15 protein-coding genes and 1 pseudogene are annotated in these 18,619 nt (G+C 49.9%); 11 read left to right on the top strand and 5 right to left on the bottom strand.

The genetic code is table 11. The features are described from left to right. Positions 1-378, bottom strand: a pseudogene (locus K3G39_RS02605) (hypothetical protein); the annotation flags it as partial. Between the two features lie 73 nt (positions 379-451). Between K3G39_RS02605 and K3G39_RS02600 the strand changes: the two are divergent. From K3G39_RS02600 to K3G39_RS02585, 4 genes are all read left to right on the top strand, one after another. Beyond that, a complete protein-coding gene (locus K3G39_RS02600) occupies positions 452-1,180 on the top strand; it encodes a S41 family peptidase (protein WP_220624585.1) in 729 nt (242 codons plus the stop codon). Between the two features lie 126 nt (positions 1,181-1,306). Then, positions 1,307-2,785 (top strand): copper-containing nitrite reductase, encoded by a 1,479-nt coding sequence (gene nirK / locus K3G39_RS02595; RefSeq protein ID WP_255593808.1) that lies wholly within the window; start codon positions 1,307-1,309, stop codon positions 2,783-2,785. A 20-nt stretch (positions 2,786-2,805) separates the two neighbouring features. Continuing rightward, complete coding sequence (locus K3G39_RS02590; protein WP_255593807.1) at positions 2,806-3,609, top strand: formylglycine-generating enzyme family protein; 804 nt, start codon at positions 2,806-2,808, stop codon at positions 3,607-3,609. A gap of 10 nt (positions 3,610-3,619) precedes the next feature. Further along, positions 3,620-4,279, top strand: a complete 660-nt coding sequence (locus tag K3G39_RS02585) for an SCO family protein (protein ID WP_220624584.1) — start codon at positions 3,620-3,622, stop codon at positions 4,277-4,279. A 264-nt stretch (positions 4,280-4,543) separates the two neighbouring features. Here K3G39_RS02585 and K3G39_RS02580 read toward each other — a convergent pair whose 3' ends face one another. Then, a complete protein-coding gene (locus K3G39_RS02580) occupies positions 4,544-5,413 on the bottom strand; it encodes an SDR family oxidoreductase (protein WP_220624583.1) in 870 nt (289 codons plus the stop codon). Positions 5,414-5,536: 123 nt separating this feature from the next. On the opposite strand from K3G39_RS02580, the gene K3G39_RS02575 reads away from it, so the two are divergent. Continuing rightward, positions 5,537-5,941 carry a nuclease A inhibitor family protein gene (locus K3G39_RS02575; protein ID WP_220624582.1) on the top strand — a complete coding sequence of 135 codons (405 nt, stop codon included), beginning with the start codon at positions 5,537-5,539 and terminating at the stop codon, positions 5,939-5,941. A gap of 88 nt (positions 5,942-6,029) precedes the next feature. Here the strand turns inward: K3G39_RS02575 and K3G39_RS02570 are convergent, their stop codons facing one another. Continuing rightward, positions 6,030-7,484, bottom strand: a complete 1,455-nt coding sequence (locus tag K3G39_RS02570) for an NAD(P)/FAD-dependent oxidoreductase (RefSeq protein ID WP_220624581.1) — start codon at positions 7,482-7,484, stop codon at positions 6,030-6,032. A gap of 81 nt (positions 7,485-7,565) precedes the next feature. On the opposite strand from K3G39_RS02570, the gene K3G39_RS02565 reads away from it, so the two are divergent. The 3 genes from K3G39_RS02565 (at position 7,566) to K3G39_RS02555 (ending at position 10,236) form a co-directional block, all read left to right on the top strand. Beyond that, positions 7,566-8,393 (top strand): SDR family oxidoreductase, encoded by an 828-nt coding sequence (locus K3G39_RS02565; RefSeq protein WP_220624580.1) that lies wholly within the window; start codon positions 7,566-7,568, stop codon positions 8,391-8,393. 96 nt (positions 8,394-8,489) lie between these two features. Further along, positions 8,490-9,713: an NAD(P)/FAD-dependent oxidoreductase gene (locus K3G39_RS02560; protein ID WP_220624579.1), complete on the top strand. Its 1,224-nt coding sequence runs from the start codon at positions 8,490-8,492 to the stop codon at positions 9,711-9,713. A gap of 79 nt (positions 9,714-9,792) precedes the next feature. Continuing rightward, entirely contained in the window at positions 9,793-10,236 is a 444-nt protein-coding gene (locus tag K3G39_RS02555) for a PA2169 family four-helix-bundle protein (protein WP_220624578.1), read from the top strand. Positions 10,237-10,444: 208 nt separating this feature from the next. Here the strand turns inward: K3G39_RS02555 and K3G39_RS21125 are convergent, their stop codons facing one another. Further along, complete coding sequence (locus K3G39_RS21125) at positions 10,445-10,645, bottom strand: hypothetical protein (protein WP_370627181.1); 201 nt, start codon at positions 10,643-10,645, stop codon at positions 10,445-10,447. Between K3G39_RS21125 and K3G39_RS02550 the strand changes: the two genes are divergently transcribed. Then, positions 10,553-11,752 (top strand): IS256 family transposase, encoded by a 1,200-nt coding sequence (locus K3G39_RS02550; RefSeq protein ID WP_370627180.1) that lies wholly within the window; start codon positions 10,553-10,555, stop codon positions 11,750-11,752. The two genes, K3G39_RS21125 and K3G39_RS02550, sit on opposite strands and share 93 nt — an antisense overlap. A gap of 223 nt (positions 11,753-11,975) precedes the next feature. Here the strand turns inward: K3G39_RS02550 and K3G39_RS02545 are convergent, their stop codons facing one another. Further along, the gene (locus tag K3G39_RS02545; RefSeq protein ID WP_220624576.1) at positions 11,976-13,835 is read right to left on the bottom strand and encodes a DEAD/DEAH box helicase; all 1,860 of its coding nucleotides are present in this window, start codon (positions 13,833-13,835) and stop codon (positions 11,976-11,978) included. Between the two features lie 659 nt (positions 13,836-14,494). Between K3G39_RS02545 and K3G39_RS02540 the strand changes: the two genes are divergently transcribed. Next, positions 14,495-15,031 carry a hypothetical protein gene (locus K3G39_RS02540; protein ID WP_220624575.1) on the top strand — a complete coding sequence of 179 codons (537 nt, stop codon included), beginning with the start codon at positions 14,495-14,497 and terminating at the stop codon, positions 15,029-15,031. 175 nt (positions 15,032-15,206) lie between these two features. Next, positions 15,207-18,605 carry an exodeoxyribonuclease V subunit beta gene (locus K3G39_RS02535; RefSeq protein ID WP_220624574.1) on the top strand — a complete coding sequence of 1,133 codons (3,399 nt, stop codon included), beginning with the start codon at positions 15,207-15,209 and terminating at the stop codon, positions 18,603-18,605. The last annotated feature ends 14 nt before the right edge of the window (positions 18,606-18,619 follow it).

Genomic DNA, 18,619 nt, shown 5'->3' with positions numbered 1-18,619 from the left:
GAGCTTCCTGTTGCCCCTGAGGGCGGGCAGCTCGATGCGCTTGTCCTTTAGCCCCTCCATGCGGAAGACGTAGCGCAGGGAGTAGACGGTGAACTTGAAGTAAGCGTCGGAGGGGGTGTTGTGCTCCCGCTTTACCAGGTAGAGGTAGTCGTTGATCTGATCCGAGTCCAGCTCGGTGGGCAGGCAGTTAAAGTGCAGGGCTACTTTGGCCAGGTGGCGGGCGTAGTTTTTGAGGGTGCTCTGGCCGCGGCCGGCGACGGTGATTTTTTTGGAAAACTTCTCGTAAAGCTCGCTGAATCCCGCTACATTAGTACAGGCAGTCTGGATAAGGGTAGGCTCTTTTTTTTCATCTTTATGTAAGGAATAAGTTTGAATCAAAAGGTAACGCTTATCCGCTGCTTTTTAAAACCAGCTACCGAAGGTTTAGTGCAACAGCGACTTTCACTTCAGGATGCTAGAGGGTGATGTGCCCTACATACGCTTCCCGAACTTCTATGAGAAGCAACCCTCCTTTGTTGACAGTCTCCTCAAAGCCCATCACCAGGAACTGATCAAAGCAGAATTCATCATCATCGATGTGCGGGACAATAATGGCGGAAACGACGCTGTATACCTGCCTGTGCTGCCTTATGTATTATCTGGTCCTGTACAGATCCCCAACATTGGCACCTGGCTGTCGGAGGGCAATTTAAAATCGCTGCTGGCTGGCAAAGATCCTGAGAAGATGGACAAGGCCGATAAGGCAGAGTATGATTACGTGATGTCATTAAGGAACACCATGTTCTGGTATAATCAGGAAAAATATGCCCGCACCTACCAGCCCGATACCCTTTATGCACCTAAACAAAAAGTGGCTGTGCTGATAAACGGGAAAACGATCAGTTCCGGCGAGACTTTTGTTTACAGAGCCCGCCAAAGCGACAAAGTGATCTTGTATGGACAGAACACGGCCGGCATTGTCGATGGTTTTATGGTGCTAACCAAAAGTATCGGCTGCTTTGATCTGCGCTACCCTTCTACCCTTCGAGCCCGTGACGTGGCCGAAAAACCGATTGACACCTACGGTATGGCCCCTGACGTATACGTAAGCCCGGATGAAGATATACTCGAATTGAGTTTACAGCACATGCGCCACTTACTGAAGGTAAAGAAAACACAGGCTGGTGGTATAGGGCAATAGCGCCATATCCTTTCGCAGGCAGTATTGAGGTGACATAAGTCACTTCTGGCGCTGACTACCGTCATAAGAATAGAAGAGTACATGGTGTTCTTTTGTGAACATAAAGACACTCTAACAGCTATTCTTATGAAACGGTCACATTTACCCAAAGCATTACGGCTGGCTATGGTGGGCATTTTTTGCCTCGGCCTTGTATCATCTTGTGGCACCAAAACCACAAATGCTGAGATTCTGAACTCCCTCAACGAAACGGCCGCTCCTGCTGAGATGCCCGTGATCGAAGCGGAGTTGACAGATGCCCCACTTGTACCAGCCCCTATCACCCGCAAGCACCCAGCTAAGGTGGTGGTGCGTCTGGAAGTAACAGAAGTTGTAAAGCAACTGGCCGATGGTGTTGACTATACCTTCTGGACCTTCGGTGGTTCAGTGCCTGGTAAGTTTATCCGCGTGCGTCAAAATGACGAGGTAGAGTTTCACCTCATGAACCACCCCGACAGCAAGAACCCGCACAACATTGACCTGCACGCCGTTACCGGCCCTGGTGGTGGCGCGGCTGCTACTTTCACAGCGCCTGGCCAGGAAACGGTATTTAATTTCAAAGCCCTAAACCCTGGTCTGTACGTGTACCACTGCGCTACGGCTCCGGTAGGTATGCACATTGCCAACGGTATGTACGGCCTGATCATGGTGGAGCCTGAAGAAGGTATGGAACCGGTTGATAAGGAGTACTATGTGATGCAGGGCGACTTCTACACCAAGGGAGCCTTTGGAGCGCCTGGTCTGCAACCTTTTGATATGGAGAAGGCACTGGACGAAAGACCATCTTATGTGGTGTTCAACGGTTCTGTAGGCGCCATGACAGGCGACAATGCCATCACAGCTAAAGTAGGTGATAAAGTACGCCTTTTCGTGGGCAACGGTGGTCCTAACCTGGTGTCCAGCTTCCACGTCATCGGTGAAATCTTCGACAAAGTACACCCTGAAGGCGGTTCCAACACAAACACCAACGTACAGACCACCCTTGTACCTGCCGGTGGTTCTGCTATCACAGAATTTAAAGTAGATGTACCGGGCAACTATGTCCTGGTTGATCACTCCATCTTCAGAACATTCAACAAAGGAGCATTAGGTATGCTGAAAGTAGAAGGATCGGACAACCTGGCCGTCTTCTCAGGACAGACCGAGCAGAAAATATACCTGCCAGAAGGCTCTACCGTGCAGGAAATGCCGAAGTCTAACACACCGAAAGCAGCTTTTGCCTCCAACAAGGACATGCGAATAGAGCTAGGCAAAACCCTGTACGCTCAGAACTGCCAAGCCTGTCACCAGGCAGAAGGACAGGGCATCAAAGGAGCCTTCCCTCCACTCGCCAAGTCTGACTACCTGAATGCCGACATAGATCGCTCCATCGGGGTGGTAGCTCACGGTCTGGAAGGACAGATTAAAGTGAACGGTGAGGTATACAACAGCACCATGCCGAAGCTGAAACTGTCTGACGAAGAGATCGCTAACGTGATGACCTATGTAGTGAACAACTGGGGCAACAAAGGTGGCGAGATCACACCAGAGCAGGTGAAGAAAGCCAAAGACAATTACAAGCACTAACCAAAATACGCTTTTCAATCATGCGTCGACTTCTGACAATCTTGCTGATGCTCGGAGCCTGTAGTATAGCACAAGCACAAAAGGGCACTCCCGCCGACATGGTTCATGTGAAGGGAGGCACTTTTGTGCCGCTTTACGGCAGCAACAATCAGGCAGTGGCGGTGCAGGGCTTCCAAATGGATAAGTACCCGGTCACCAACGCACAGTACGAGGCCTTTGTGGCCGAATACCCGAAATGGCGGAAGTCGGACGTAAAAGCACTTTTTGCTGATGCCGGTTACCTGAAGCATTGGGGTTCTGAACTCGGAGTTGGTTCTAATGCTGATAAACTCAAAGACAGCCCGGTTATCAACGTGTCGTGGTTTGCTGCCAAAGCCTATTGCGAGTGCCAGGGCAAGCGACTTCCTACCGTAAACGAATGGGAATTTGCCGCCTTAGCAAGCGAAACGAAAAAGGACGCCTCCAGCGAGCCCAGCTTTTACCAGCGCAGTCTCGACTGGTACAGCCAGCCAAATCCGAAGTACCTGCCTCCTGTGCAGAACACCTTCAAGAATTATTACGGGCTCTACGGAATGATTGGACTTGTTTGGGAATGGACCTCTGATTTCAACTCCGCCCTGATTGTGGGTGAATCCCGACAAAACGCCAGCCTGGACAGGCAACTGTTCTGCGGAGCCGGTTCGACCGGAGCTAGTGATGTGAAAAATTATGTAGCCTTTATGCGCTACGCCTTTCGCTCCAGCCTCAAAGCCAACTATACCGTGGCTAACCTGGGCTTCCGATGCGCGCAGGATGTACCCGCAAAGACTACAGCTAAAAAATAATCTGATTGTTATGAAACGCTATACCTTATACCTGTTCTCGTTGATCGCTTTTAGTCTCACAGCCTGCCAGCAGGAAGTGGCGCTGGAAGAAGACAGCTGCTGCACGAAACCTCTGGCCGCTGATGCACTACCGGATGGCACATCCAGCCTCGCTATACCTACGTCCGCGCTGACGGATATGTCGCTTTACCAACTGGAATCTGATTGGCATAACGAGCGCGGTGAGGAACTGAAGTTGCGGGAATTCCAGGGTAAGGTGCGGCTGGTAGCCATGATCTATACCCATTGCGGCTACGCCTGTCCCCGCATTGTTGCAGACCTCAAACGCATTGAAATGGGGCTGGAACAGTACAAGCAGGATGACATCGGTATCGTGCTGGTAACCATGGACCCGGCCCGCGACACGCCGGAACGGCTGTTTGAGTTCGCTAAGTCCAATAACCTGGACCCGCAACGCTGGACGCTACTCACCAGCGAACAGGACAATATCCGTGAGCTTGCCGCCCTTTTAAACATGAAATACAAAGTAGAACTAGACGGGGAAATCTCCCACTCTAACATTATCTCAGTGTTAAATGTAAATGGTGAGATCATCCACCAGGCTGAAGGACTCGGAGTAGAACCCGATGAAACAGTCAACGCCATAAAAAGCTTGCTGCTGAGAATTTAAGGTATAGCCATTAAAGAAAATCCCTGGGCCACTCCTAACTGAGTAGTCCAGGGATTTTTGTATTTGCAGAGACAATACCACAATCTCCCACGGTGGTGGGAATAAAATAGATATTATGCGATCCAGGAATGGAATGACGCAGAAGAGTTTATGTAGAAAGACGGCATCAGGTATACAGTGCCGATTCGTAAAGGATTGCCAGTGCTCGACCTGTCCCTACAAAGACTTCTTCCTTTGTCACTCCTAATTCGCTCACTAAATAAATTAACCCTTCCCTCTCATCTGCTTTTCCATAGCGTCCCACATTTCCTGCGGTATCTGGTCGAAGGAGTTAAACTCACCTGCACCGTACAGCCACTCGCCTCCGTCTATGGTCACAACTTCGCCATTTACAAACGCAGCGTAGTCCGACACCAGGTAGGCGGCCAAATTTGCTAGTTCCTGATGCTCGCCAAAACGGCCGACAGGTATACGCTTCACCGGATCAAGTTTGTCAGCGAGTTGTTTCGGGAAAAGGCGGGTCCAGGCACCTTCGGTCGGGAAAGGTCCGGGGGCGATGGCGTTGGAGCGGATGCCGTACTTGGCCCACTCGGAAGCGAGCGAACGTGTCATGGCCAGCACACCGGCTTTGGCGCAGGCCGAAGGCACTACATAGCCGGAACCGGTCCAGGCGTAGGTGGTTACGATGTTGAGGATGGTTCCTTCCTGCTTCTGCTCAATCCAGTGTTTGCCCAGTGCAAGCGTGCAGTTGTAGCTGCCTTTCAGCACAATGTCGGTGATCACATCAAAAGCCTTGTGACTGAGGCGTTCGGTGGGGCTCACGAAGTTGCCGGCCGCATTGTTGACCAGCACATCTACCCTGCCAAATTTGTCGAGCGTGGCCTGGAGCATGGTTTCAATTTCGTTGTATTTGCGCACATCGCAGGCAACGGCTAATATCTGACCGCCGGTTTCCTGCATCAGCTCTTCGGCTGCCTTTTCGAGCACATCCTGTTTGCGACTGCAGATTACGGCATTGGCGCCGAGCTCCAGGAAATACTTTGTCATGGAGCGGCCAAGGCCGGTACCGCCACCGGTTACCACAATGGTTTTGCCTTTCAGGGCGCCTTCTTTCAGCATTGGTTCTGCCTTCATCGTCTTATTTTGTTTGTTTTAAAAAGCTAACGTATAAATAGTCAGGGCTGACTAGCTAAAGATAAGAACCTAAGGCGAGAATAAGAGTAAAAGAAGCATTCTTTTGCAGAAGCACTTAAAACTATGGATCTAAAACAAATTGAATCAGAACTGAAGGCGGCAACCGATGGCCTGCTCATGTTAAGCGAAACCGACGCCCCTTTTGAATTCTACCAGGCCGAAAACTTCAAAGACGAAAAGCTCGACGAAGAGACAATACTGAAGCTGGCCGCTATGCCCGCCGAATACCCGGTGGAGGAAATGGAACTGGAGCATTTTTTCCGCAACATGGTTCATGCTAGTCCGGAAGCGGGTGAAGCAGGTATAGAGCAAGCCAATCGCTTTCAAAACCTGGAGATAAAACTGCGCGAACTGTTACAGGACGTTAAGGTATACCTCGTCGGCGAAACCCAGAAATTGGTCCTCATACTGGGCCGCACACCAGGCGGCGAAATTGCAGGGCTTAAAACCATGGTAGTCGAAAACTGAACCAATAAAAAATTCCTGACTGAAACAGCCGGGGACTTTTTATTAAGCCGTGTGAAGCTATTGATCCTTTTGAGTGCCTGCTATACCCTTAAAAATGATCCTGCAGTAGCTTATTTGCCGCAATGATACCACTCAGGCAGACTCCCACTATCCCCTGTCCAGGGTAAACAGAATCTCCGCATACGTAGGCACCTTTGTGGTCTAGTCGTGCGTCCTTCATTTGCCAGGGTTTGATGTCGCGGTACTGCGGGTAGCCTCCCACCATGCCATAAGCTCTTTGCGTCCAGAAGATCCAGGCGCCGGGAGTGGCTGAATCCAGGTATAGAATGTCTGGGCGGTTAAGCATTCCTAAGGCTTCCATTTTGTTGATGATCGCCTCTTGGAGTTGCCTTTTGTCATTAATCCGAAGCGCTGCCGGATCAGGTACGTGTGTGCTCACAGCCACAACCCGCTCTCCCTCCTGTGCTCTTTTTGTGTCTTTTGGATGATTGAAACTGACGAAGAAGCTCTTGCTCCCGATAACAGGCAAACCCTCCGGCACGTGTATCTGGTGATGAAGCACAGGTATAGCAGGTGTGTTGCGAAGCACGATAGCCATGGTAAAAGCACCATTCAGTTTCCCGGATAGCAGCAGGTATGGCTTTAACTTTTGCCTTGTTTTTTCATCCTGAAACAATTGGTAAGTATCGTTCAGCGGAATACCACTGATAACAAAACGGGCACAGTAGGTGCCTGCCATACAACTTACTTCATAACCGTCTGATATAGGTATAATCTGGTTCACGTCTCGTCGGTACAGGATGGTACTGCCTTTGCTGTGCAGGTATTGCTCCAGCGCCCGGGCCAGTGCGATCATGCCGCCCTCTACATAGTAGTTGCCAAACAAGGTATAGCAAAGGGCGGTGGTACCAAATAGTTCGTTTACTTCCTCCAGGTGATTTTGCGCCGTGATCAGCAATTGCTCGTTTACAAAGTCAACAAACAGTTTGTTGTCCAGCAAGCCATACCTCCTGAGCAGGTCCTCCATGGTTCGGAAAGCACCTGGCAGTAAGCTAAGCTGCTGCGGCCGAACCTGCCGCATCGCCTGCCAGAGGTCCCGTACATTAGAAAAAGGAAATGATTTTTGCTCCAGCGAAGTGCGCCATACCTGCTTACTGATCCGATAACAGTGTTCCCAGAATGCACGCTGGCCACTCGTTCCAAATACCCGCTCGGCTTCTTTTATCCAATCCTCAAGCCTGGCATAGCGTGTCAGGATCTGTCTATCTGGCAGGTATACCAGCATGGGGGTGTCAAGCTGCAGTAAGGGGAGTTTTATACCTGTCACATCGAGCAGATGGCGCAGGGGCATGTGCTCATCCAGACCAACCAGTGTCGTAGCGCCCGTCTCGAACCAGTAGCCTTTGCGTTTATAGGATGAGGCGCAGCCGCCCGGGTATTTGGCCTGCTCCAGCACAACTACCTTCAACCCTTTTTGGGCGAGCAGCGCAGCGGCTGAGAGTGATCCAATTCCGGAACCGACCAGTAAGACGTCGTACTGCATGTTTCAACTAATTTAGGCTTACCTTTGTCGCAATCGATAACAAGTGAGCTTACGGAATGTTAACACCAAAACACCAAAGCGATGCAAAAGAAAGTTGATATCAGTGTGATGGGCTGTGGCTGGCTCGGCCTGCCCCTGGCGGAACTTCTTATACGGACAGGCCTACGCGTAAACGGCTCCACAACTTCTGAGCAAAAACTGGATATACTGCTTCAGTCAGGTATAAACCCTTTTCTGATCAACCTTTCCGATCCGGAGTTAAAGCAGAAAACACTTGAAAATTTCCTGCAGGCGGATGTACTGGTGCTCAACATACCTCCCAAGCTTCGATCAGATGGCGGCGAGAGTTATCTGCAGCAGATGGCGGTGCTACGCAAAGCGCTTTTACAGTCGCCGGTGAGCCGGGTGCTTTTTGTGTCTTCCACCTCCGTATACCTGGATCTTAACCGCATTGTAACAGAAGAAGATACCAGCTTTACCCATGAACGTGACCCGGACAATACACTCTTAAAAGCGGAGCGGTTGTTCCAGGATAGCGAGAGCTGGGTAAGCACGGTCGTACGCTTTGGTGGCCTGGTTGGCATCAACAGGCAGCCGGGTCGATTTTTGGCCGGTAAACGCGAGCTTCCAAATGGCGATGCACCTGTTAACATGATCCACTTGGAGGACTGTCTGAACATTCTGGAGCGTATCATCGCGCAGGACAAATGGGGCCAGGTATACAATGCCTGCGCCGACGAGCATCCCAGCCGGAGGGATTTCTATGAAGCAGCTACAAAAGCGCTCCACCTGGAGGCCCCGACTTTCAGAGACATGGAGGAAACCCATTTCAAGCTGATCAGCAGTCAGAAACTGAAATACGAACTGGCCTATGTCTTCTCCCACCCCGACCCCATGGCATTCTTTTAGTATCTTTGTTTTTTTGATGGTTAGATGGTTGAATGATTAAATTGTAATCGATTCCTCCAACAATTCAACCATATAGCAATTTAGTAATTCAGCTCCATGAAGATAATAGTGATAGGTGGTGGCGCGGCTGGCTACTTTGGGGCCATTGCCTGTGCTCAGGCCAATCCGAAGACACAGGTTACCATCCTGGAGAAAAGTAACAAACTACTGTCTAAGGTAAAGGTATCGGGTGGCGGCCGTTGTAATGTGACGCACAACTGCTTCGTTCCTTCCGTATTTGCGCAGCATTATCCGCGTGGGGGCAAGCAACTGAAGGAAGCTTTTAAAACCTTTGGAGCAACGGAAACGGTAGCGTGGTTTAAACGCCGGGGCGTGCAATTAAAGGCAGAACCTGACGGGCGCATGTTTCCGGTCACAGATAATTCCCAGAGCATTATTGACTGTCTGCAACGCGAAGCCGCCAAAGCTGGTGTGGAGGTGAAAAATAGTATAGCCGTAGAGCGCATCGATCCAGATTCAGGAGGCTATACCTTATACCTGAGTAACAACAACGTGGTACAGGCAGACCGTGTGCTCGTGAGTTCGGGCGGCAATCCGAAAAGCCAGAACTATGATTGGCTGCGGGCGCTTGGCCATCCGATTCAGGAACCGGTTCCTTCCCTATTTACCTTCAATGTGCCGGGTTCGCCGCTTAAAGAATTACAAGGTATAGCAGTGCCACAGGCCAGGGTGCGCATAGCCGGTCTGAAACTGGAGTACGAAGGGCCGCTGCTAATCACACACTGGGGTTATAGCGGACCAGCGGTGCTGAAGCTGTCCGCCTGGGGAGCCCGCCTGTTCCATGGCATGAATTACCGCTTTACGGCCCTGGTGAGTTGGGTGCACGATCAAACTGAAGAAAGCCTGCGCGAACAACTTCACAATTTCAGACAGGCGCACCCCAAGAAAGTCGTTACCACCAATCCCCTTTTCGGTTTGCCACAACGGCTATGGAAGGCGCTGACAGGTATAGCAGGTATAGGCGAAGAGGTGAAATGGGCCGAACTGCCCGCCAAAAACACAAACAAGCTGGTCGAAGCACTGCTCCGGATGCCTGTGGAGGTGGACGGGAAGACTACATTCAAAGAAGAGTTCGTAACCTGCGGTGGTGTGGACCTGAGCCAGATCAATATGAAAACGATGGAGAGCCGCCTGCACCCGGGCTTATACTTTGCCGGTGAAGTGCTTGACATAGATGGCATTACCGGTGGCTTCAACTTTCAGGCTGCCTGGACGACGGGCTACCTCGCGGGCATTGCCTTGGCCGCTTCCATATCCTAGCATAGCGATATATCCATTTGGGAAACAAAAACCAAGTGAAAGCAGTACATCTGCATACAAAACCTAAAAAAATATCACTATGGAAGTTAATAAAGAAGTTTACTCGACCGTACACCACCTCATCGAAAGATGCAAAGATGGTGTAAAAGGTTATAAGACTGCTGCCGAAGACGTAGAGGACCAAGACCTGAAAGACCTGTTCCGCAAGTACGCTGTGCAGCGCGACAGCATGATCACCGAACTGCAGGACCAGTTGCACAAAATGGGTAAGATGGACGATGAATCCAGCTCCATCGAGGGAACCCTGCACCGTGCCTGGATCGACATCAAAGCTGCTCTTTCATCGAAGGACAGAAAGCGTATTCTGGAAGAGTGCGAGCGCGGAGAAGACTATGCCGTGAAAGCCTACGAAGAAGCGATGGAAAAGAGCCTTCCGGGAGAACTTAAGCCAGTAATAGCGCAGCAGTACCAGGATGTGAAAAACGCACACGACCACATTCGCTCACTGCGCGATAGTGCCTGATCGATAGTAAAAGACAGATAATAAAGAAAGGAGCTTTAAAAGCTCCTTTCTTTATGCCTTCAGAGTAAAGGAAGATATAGACAGGTATAAAAGTAATAAGCCTGACATCCGTCTGATGTCAGGCTTATCAGTTCTAACTGCGTAAAACAGTAGAATAATCTTCCAACCTTTTTATGATACCTTCTTTAACGGAAAGGTATAGCCAAGGTTACGTGCGCTGAAAAAATATTTTAACAGGGTGTAATGCTAACTGTGTCAAGGGTTTTTGAGTATTACCTTTAACGCAGAACACATGGAAGAAAAAAACGGCTTGGATCTGGACAAGATCAAGCGCCAGTTCCTGGAAGAGTTCCGGACCGGCAAACCCACCTTCGGCAAAGACGGCGCGCTTGGCCCCCTGCTGAAGCACTTCTTAGAGGCCGCCCTGGACGCGGAGATGGAGGTGCATCTGGACGCCGAGCAGCGGCAGAAAGGCAACCGGCGCAACGGCAAAGTCTCGAAGCAGGTTCGTACCTCAGACGGCGTGATCGAAATAGAATCCTCCCGCGACCGCTCGGCAGGCTTCGAGCCGCAGATCATCAAAAAACGGGAAACGGTGCTGGCCGAAAACCTCGAGCCCCGGATTTTAAGCATGTACGGCCTGGGCATGAGCCTGCGGGACATCTCCTCGCACCTGAAAGAGATGTACGACATGGACATTTCCCATGACACGCTGGCCGCCCTCACCGAGAAGATCGTGCCCCAGGTCAAGGAGTGGCAGGCCCGGCCGCTGGAGGCGCTCTACTGCATCGTCTGGCTCGACGCCATGCACTATAAAGTCAGACAAGAGGGGCGTGTGGTCTCCCGGGCCGTCTACAACATCCTGGGCATCGACCGCCACGGCCACAAGGAGCTCTTGGGCGTGTACGTGTCCGAAAGCGAGGGGGCCGCCTTCTGGCTCTCCGTGCTCACCGACCTGCAGCAGCGGGGTGTTGCCGACATGCTCATCGCCTGCATCGATAACCTGAAGGGCTTTGCCGAGGCCATCAGCAGTGTCTTTCCTCAAACCGAGGTGCAGAGCTGCATTGTCCACCAGATCCGAAACAGCCTCAAGTACGTGGCCCACAAGGACCAGAAGGAGTTCATGCGGGACCTCAAGCCGGTGTACCGGGCTGAGACAAAGGAACTGGCCGAGCTCAGGTTGTTGGAGCTGGAGGAGAAGTGGGGCAAGAAATACCCGAAGGTGCTGGAGAGCTGGCAACGAAACTGGGACAAACTGAGCACGTACTTTAAGTACACCGGGCCGATTCGCCACCTGATCTACACCACCAACACGATCGAGGGCTATCACCGCCAGGTCAGGAAGGTGACCAAAACAAAGGGGGCTTTCCCCTCGGACATGGCTTTGCTAAAGCTCATTTACCTGTCTCACCAGAACATCAGCAGAAAATGGGTCATGCCGCTGGCTAACTGGAGTCAGACGGCCCAGCAGCTCTCGATCTGGTTCGGGGACAGGATGCAGCTGGACTTGAAGTGAGAAGCACTTCAAAAGTTTGGCCCTGTTGCTGTAAGGACTTACGCCAGTACACCAACAGGGCCAGTAAATTGAAATATAGAGATGACACAGTTTAGATTACAATCCCTATTTTAAAACAAAAAGGCTGACGTTTCAAGTCAGCCTTTTCTAACAATCTAAAGTTTTTACACTTCAAGCGTTGTATATATGTTTATACGCACTGCCTGTTGGCAGGTTGGATCGGTTAGAATCTTTTTTTGCGGAATCCGCCACGATCACCACCGCTGCTGCGACGGTCACCGCCTCTGAAAGAATCTCTGTCGCCACGGCCACCGAAACGGCTTCCACCGCCTCCGTATCCGCCTTCACGACGGCCACCTCTGTCACCACCACGATCACCTCCGAAACCTCCGCGGTCACGGTCACCACCGCCGAAGCGCTTGCCACGGTCACCACCACGGTCTGCTCCGCGATCGCTGAAGCCGAAGTCTTCTCTGCCACCACCTGCTGCACCGCCTTCTTTCTTCTGCGATTTCTCCACGATCACCATACGGCCATCTACTTCAATGCGACCTACTTTCTGCAGGATGTCAGCAGTGTATTCGGTCGGCACTTCCACAAAGCTGAACTTGTCATACAGGTCGATGTCGCCTACTTTAGAAGCAGGTATATCAGCGTTCTGGCTCAGCAAATCGATCAGGTCTTTTGGATGAACACGGTCTTTTTTACCGATCGTGATGAAGAGACGGTCAAAACCGGCTTTCGGTCCATCAAGGCCTTTTTCAGCTTCTTTGCCAGCTTCTTTTGTCTTGGCTTCTTTCAAAGACATTTTCAAAAGTGCTGCTGCGATCTCAAGGGAAGTATACTCTTCGTTTACCAGCTTCTCGATGGTGTTCACATGCTTGGTCAGGTTGCCCTTCTCGAGCACTTCGCGCACTTTTTCGAGGAACAGGTTGGTACGGATCTCGTTAACGTCATCGTAAGTAGGTACCTGCTGCAACTGGATATTAGCCTTTGTATAGCGCATGATATCCTTCAGCTTGTACATATCTGAGCGACCAGCTACGAAAGAGAAAGCTTTACCTGACTTACCGGCACGACCAGTACGGCCGATGCGGTGTACATAAGACTCTTCGTCCTGCGGCAGGTCGTAGTTAAATACGGCCTCCACATTGTCTACGTCAAGACCACGGGCTGCTACGTCAGTAGCCACCAGAATCTCCAGCATTCCGTTACGGAATTTGCCCATCACGTTCGAGCGCTGGTTCTGGTTCAGGTCACCGTGCAAACCATCGGCAAAGTAGCCACGGGCCTGCAGGTTGGTTACCAGTTCATCCACCATACGCTTGGTATTGCAGAAGATGATCACCGACTTCATGTTGTGCATGTCCAGGATGCGGGAAAGTACTTCCTGCTTCATAGAGTTGCGCACCTCGAAGTATACCTGATCAATGTTGGTTACGGTCAGCTCCTTGTGCACCACTTTCACGATCACCGGATCATTCTGGTAGCGCTTGGTCAGGTCCATGATCGGCTTGGACATCGTAGCTGAGAAGAAGATCGTCTGGCGCTCTTCCGGCATTTTGCTTAGTACAAACTCGATGTCGTCACGGAAGCCCATATCCAGCATTTCGTCTGCTTCGTCCAGGATGATCTTTTTGATCTTGTCCAGTTTAAGCGTACCGCGCTCGATGTGGTCCATTACACGGCCCGGCGTACCGATCACGATCTGTACACCCTGCTTAAGGGCACGCAGCTGACGGTCGTAAGCCTGACCACCGTAGATAGGCACGATGCTGATGCCTGGCTTGTACTTAATAAGTTTCTGGATCTCTCCGGCTACCTGAATAGCCAGTTCGCGCGTTGGGCACAGGATAAGCGCCTGCACACTGCGATCGTTTTCGTCGATGCTCTCAATGGTAGGTATACCGAAAGCGGCCGTCTTGCCCGTACCCGTCTGGGCCTGGCCAATAATGTCGCGTCCTTCTAAAACTACCGGGATTGCTTCTGTTTGGATGGGAGATGCTTCTTCGAAGCCCATGTCAGCGATAGCACGCTGGACTTCCGGCGATAGCGGAAGCTCGTCAAATCTGATTTTGTTCATTCTGTTATAATAACTTTATACACTACATCTGGAGACAGCCTGTCCATAAACCCTTCTTTACGAAAAAGAAGTCCGACAAGAAAAAAAATCAACCAGGTTATGCTCAAAAAAAGCGGTGTAGCCAGTTATACTTAAATCAGACTGATTCCAAATCGGCTGCAAAGGTACGCAGAATAAATGAAATCATCATCATACGTACAAAGATATTAGCAAATATGCTCGTTTTATGAATTGGGCATTATTCTGTTATAAAATTGTTCTCAGAAAATGGCTAACGATTATATTTATTTGAAAATAATCTCTATTTTGCGTCAAAATATTCATAAAAATTATTAAAATAAGAAACAACGGTTTCATTAACTCGTTAAAAGACTACGTTCACACTCATAATCAAGCTATTAACTATTATTAAAGTTTTTCATTGGTGTATCCAATAATAAGCTCGTAGTTTAGTGTAGAACAGGACCAAAATCAGATTAAATTTACACCTACATACTAAGCAATAATTAAATGATCGTTTAATGCGGTTATTTAGAATGCTTAGTTGCTGCCACCGCCCCACCCACTACTTGAAAGCAATATTTTTAGGAATAACTGTGTGAAGTCACTTCACGGAATAAAATTATCATAGATCTTTAACCCTTTAATCCTTTCTAATTATGTTACACTTCTCCAAAATCACAACAAAAAGCAAAGACTTTCATTTAATCGCGTCTGGGGCATTGGCATTTAAGGTCCACAATAAGATTCTGAAAGACGAAGATTTCATGAAAGGTGCCAAAGTGTCCCGTAACCTGTTGCCAAACAATGCGGCTATCAAATCCGACAAAAGTGAGGCTAGGGTATTCTTCGTAATCATTTCTGACCTGGACAAAATGGATGCTTCCAGCTTGTGTAACATGATTGCCAAGGAGCGCGCTAAAGGCAGTTATGCCGTCTGTCAGGTGATTCCGATGTATTACAACGAGCCCTCGTTTAAAGCGCTTAAAATGCTGCGTCAGAATTTTGATGAAGTGATCGAGCTGAACAAGCTGACACTAGGTGGTGGCAAGGCACTGATGAGTACCGAACAGCAGCACTGCATTATAACGGATTACTCTATTTCCATGGCCCGCATCATGCGCAATGTTTGTGTTAAAGAACATGCCCCTGCTAAAGAAAAAGAAGAGAAGAAAGGCCAGATCGTATACGCATAGCCTTTTACACTGACTTAGAAAGGCAGGAAGCTCCTTCGCGCAAGCGATGGAGCTTTTTGTATTTTATACCTTGATCCCCAATTACTTGCTTTGGCCCCACATTATTTTAAAGGACGGTGTTGGTATAAGCCACATAGGAAATGTATCTTTAAAATCCCGTTTAAAGCCGGCAGCTATGTCACCAAATTTTAAGATACTCTCCTCCTCAGCAGGTTCCGGTAAAACCTATACCCTGACCAAAGAATACCTGAAGCTTGCACTCCATACCTCAGACCCGGACTATTACCGATCCATTCTGGCGATCACGTTTACCAACGACGCGGCTGCTGAGATGAAGGAGCGCATACTGGGGGCATTGCGCAATTTTAACGATGCTAATCTGAACGGGACGGAACTGCAGAAAAGTGAAGACCTGCTCCAAAAGATCGTAGCAGAGTTGCAGCAGCGTTACCCGGATGAAAGCTTTGATATAGAGCAACTACGTCAGCGTGCGGGACGACTGTTTACCCAGATCCTGTACAATTACAGCGACTTTTCTGTTAGTACCATTGATAGCTTTGTCAATAAGATCGTGCAGGCCTTTACAAAGGAGCTCAACATACCTTATAATTTTGAAGTAGATCTGGACTCGCAAACACTGGTTAGCTCCGCTGTGCAGCTGCTGCTGGACAAGGTGAGCAACCGGAAAGACGATCTGCTCTCGGAAACGCTGGAACACTATGCGCTGGAAAAAGCCCGTGAAGGACGCAGCTGGAATACCCTGGCCGATGACCTGGCTGACTTTGCCAAAAATTTGCTGAACGAACAGGTATACGAAGCGGTAACAGATCTGCAGGGACTCACGCTGGAAGATTTCAGGGAGATCAGGAATCAATTGAAAACTTTGCAGGAAGGTATACTGGCCGCCCTGCAAGAAGACGCCGGGAAGGCGTTGCAGGCCATTGAGCAGGCGGGACTCTCCCCTTCCGACTTTTTTCAGGGCAACCGAGGACTTTACGGCTACTTCAGCAAATTTAACCGCGAAGCCGACCTAACCTACGGTAACAACTACGCCCGACAGACAGTGGAGGATGATAAATGGTACGCTGGCAAAGCCTCTACGGCTACCAAAAACCAGATCGGTAGTATACGGCAGCTGCTCACGGACCTTTATTATAATATTGAGTCGATAAAAGAGCAGTATGCCGGTACCTTTACCCTGATCTCGGCGGTGGTGCCGCACTTATATAAGGTGTCGGTGCTGAATGAGCTGGAGAAATGCCTGCAGGAGATCAAGCTTGACCGTAACACGGTGCATATTTCGGAATTCAACAAGCGCATTATCGATATTGTGCTGAAGGAGCCGGTGCCTTTTATATATGAGCGACTTGGTGAGAAGTACAACCACATCTTGATCGACGAATTTCAGGATACTTCGGTACTGCAATGGAACAACCTGTTGCCGCTTGTCGACAACGCGCTGGCTTCCGGGCACTTTAGCATGGTGGTAGGTGATGCCAAGCAGGCAATTTACCGCTGGCGCGGCGGGGAGATGGAGCAGATCCTGCACCTTTACAAAAACAACACGCACCTGCTATACGAAAACCGTCGCCATGGTCACATGATCCGAGAGCGCTACGAGTCGGTACGTGAAAACCTGGCCCCTGATGTGCTGCAGCAAAATTTCCGTAGTCGTCGCGAGATCATCGAATTCAATAACAAGCTCTTTACTTTCTTTAGTGAGCAACACAAGGTATACGGCACCTTCACCTCCATCTACGACAATAAGTTTGTGCAGGAGGCGCCCATAACAGGGAAGACTGGCGGACATGTGCAGATCATGTTCACTTACCCCGATGATCTGAACTACAAATATGACCTTAGCAGCTGCACCCGAACCGGGCTATTTTACGATGACTATACCCACGAACAGGAACTCAGCTACGATGCCAGCACGCTCAACATGGTGATCGAACTGGTGCGGCAGGGACTGGGCGATGGCTATACCTTAAGGGACATGGCGATACTCTGCCGCACCAATGCCAAGAGCAAGCTGATTGCCAATTTTCTGAAGGAAAAGCAGTACGATATCATCTCACAGGATTCGCTTTCGCTGCAGTTTGCCGAAGTGATCAACCTGATCATCGCTATGTTCCGGGTATTCAACCGCCCGAACGACACATTGGCAAAATCAGAAGCGCTATACCTTATCTATACTGTTACGCAGGGTAAAGTACCTACCACTGAACTGGCCCAAACAATCGCGCAGATTTCCAACCAGACGGATCCGCAGCCGTTCTTCAACTACCTGCGCGATGTAGGTTTTGATGTGAAGGAACGTGAGACAGGCAATTTGTCGCTCTATGAACTTACCGAGCAACTGATCCGCATTTTCAATTTGCTGGGGCACAACAACGAATGTGAGTATCTGTTCCGTTTTCTGGATCTGGTGCTGGAGTATAGTCTCAAGAACAGCAATAACCTGAATAATTTCTTGGCTTATTGGGATGTACAGAAAGAGAAGCTGAGCATCAACACACCCAAAGACCGAAACGCCATTACCATCACCAGCATCCACAAGGCCAAAGGGCTCGCTTATCCTATTGTTATCATTCCGTTCGCCGACTGGAGCACCGAGCCGCAGACCAGGGCATTAATGTGGAGTCGTCTTTCTGATGAGAACAAGGTGATGGGCAAATTACGCAGTGTGGCCGTGAACATCAGTTCCAGACTGGAGCATACCGAACTGGCCGATCAATACAATACCGAGATAGAGAAGACCTTTATTGAAAACTTGAACATGCTCTACGTGGCCCTCACCCGCCCCAAGGACAGGCTATACCTGATCGGCAACGGAAAGGACCTGCTGGAGGAACGTAAGGCACAAAAAGCACTTGAAGGAACAGCCAAAAATGTGAGTCACCTGCTTTACCGCTACCTGGTGGCGGAGGGGCTTTGGGAACCCGGCAAGCTTTGCTACCAGGTATACGCGGATCAGCAAACGAAACAGGATAGTGGCAGCCGCGAAATTGGTCCGGTCTATACCCTGGATTATCTCCAAACCAATGACTGGGCACAACGACTTCAGCTCAAGCAACACGCCAACAACGTGTTCGATTTCGAGACGCAGACCGAGCAACGCATTCAGAACAAGAAACTGCACTATGCCCTCTCCCGCATCCTGACCGCGGCAGAACTTGATGACGTGCTGCGCCAGATGGTATACCAAGGCATTATCAGTGACCGGGAAAAGCCTTTATTCAAAGAACGATTGCTCCAGGTGGTCAATCATCAGCAGATCAGTCATTACTTTTCGGGTGATGTTATTGTGGAGCACGAAAAAGAGTTGCTCGACGCCCGCGCCTACCTCTACAAGCCCGACCGCGTGGTGTTTGATGGGGACCAGGTGGTGCTGCTGGAATTCAAATTGCCGCCTCCGCTGGAAGAGCATCGAAATAAGCTTGATCATTACGCTGTGCGCTTCAAGCAACTGGGCTATGAAAAAGTGAAATGCCTGCTCTACTACTTCGACACCGAAGAGCTGTACGAATGGTCTTATGGCGGCAAAAGCCAGCAAATAGGCCTGGCATTGTAACATACATCCGACAT

This window comes from Pontibacter sp. HSC-14F20, from assembly GCF_019599265.1.
In the GTDB taxonomy this organism is placed as follows: Bacteria; Bacteroidota; Bacteroidia; order Cytophagales; family Hymenobacteraceae; genus Pontibacter.
The sequence above is the reverse complement of the archived record's forward strand: the minus strand, read 5'-3'. Positions and strand labels throughout refer to the sequence as shown.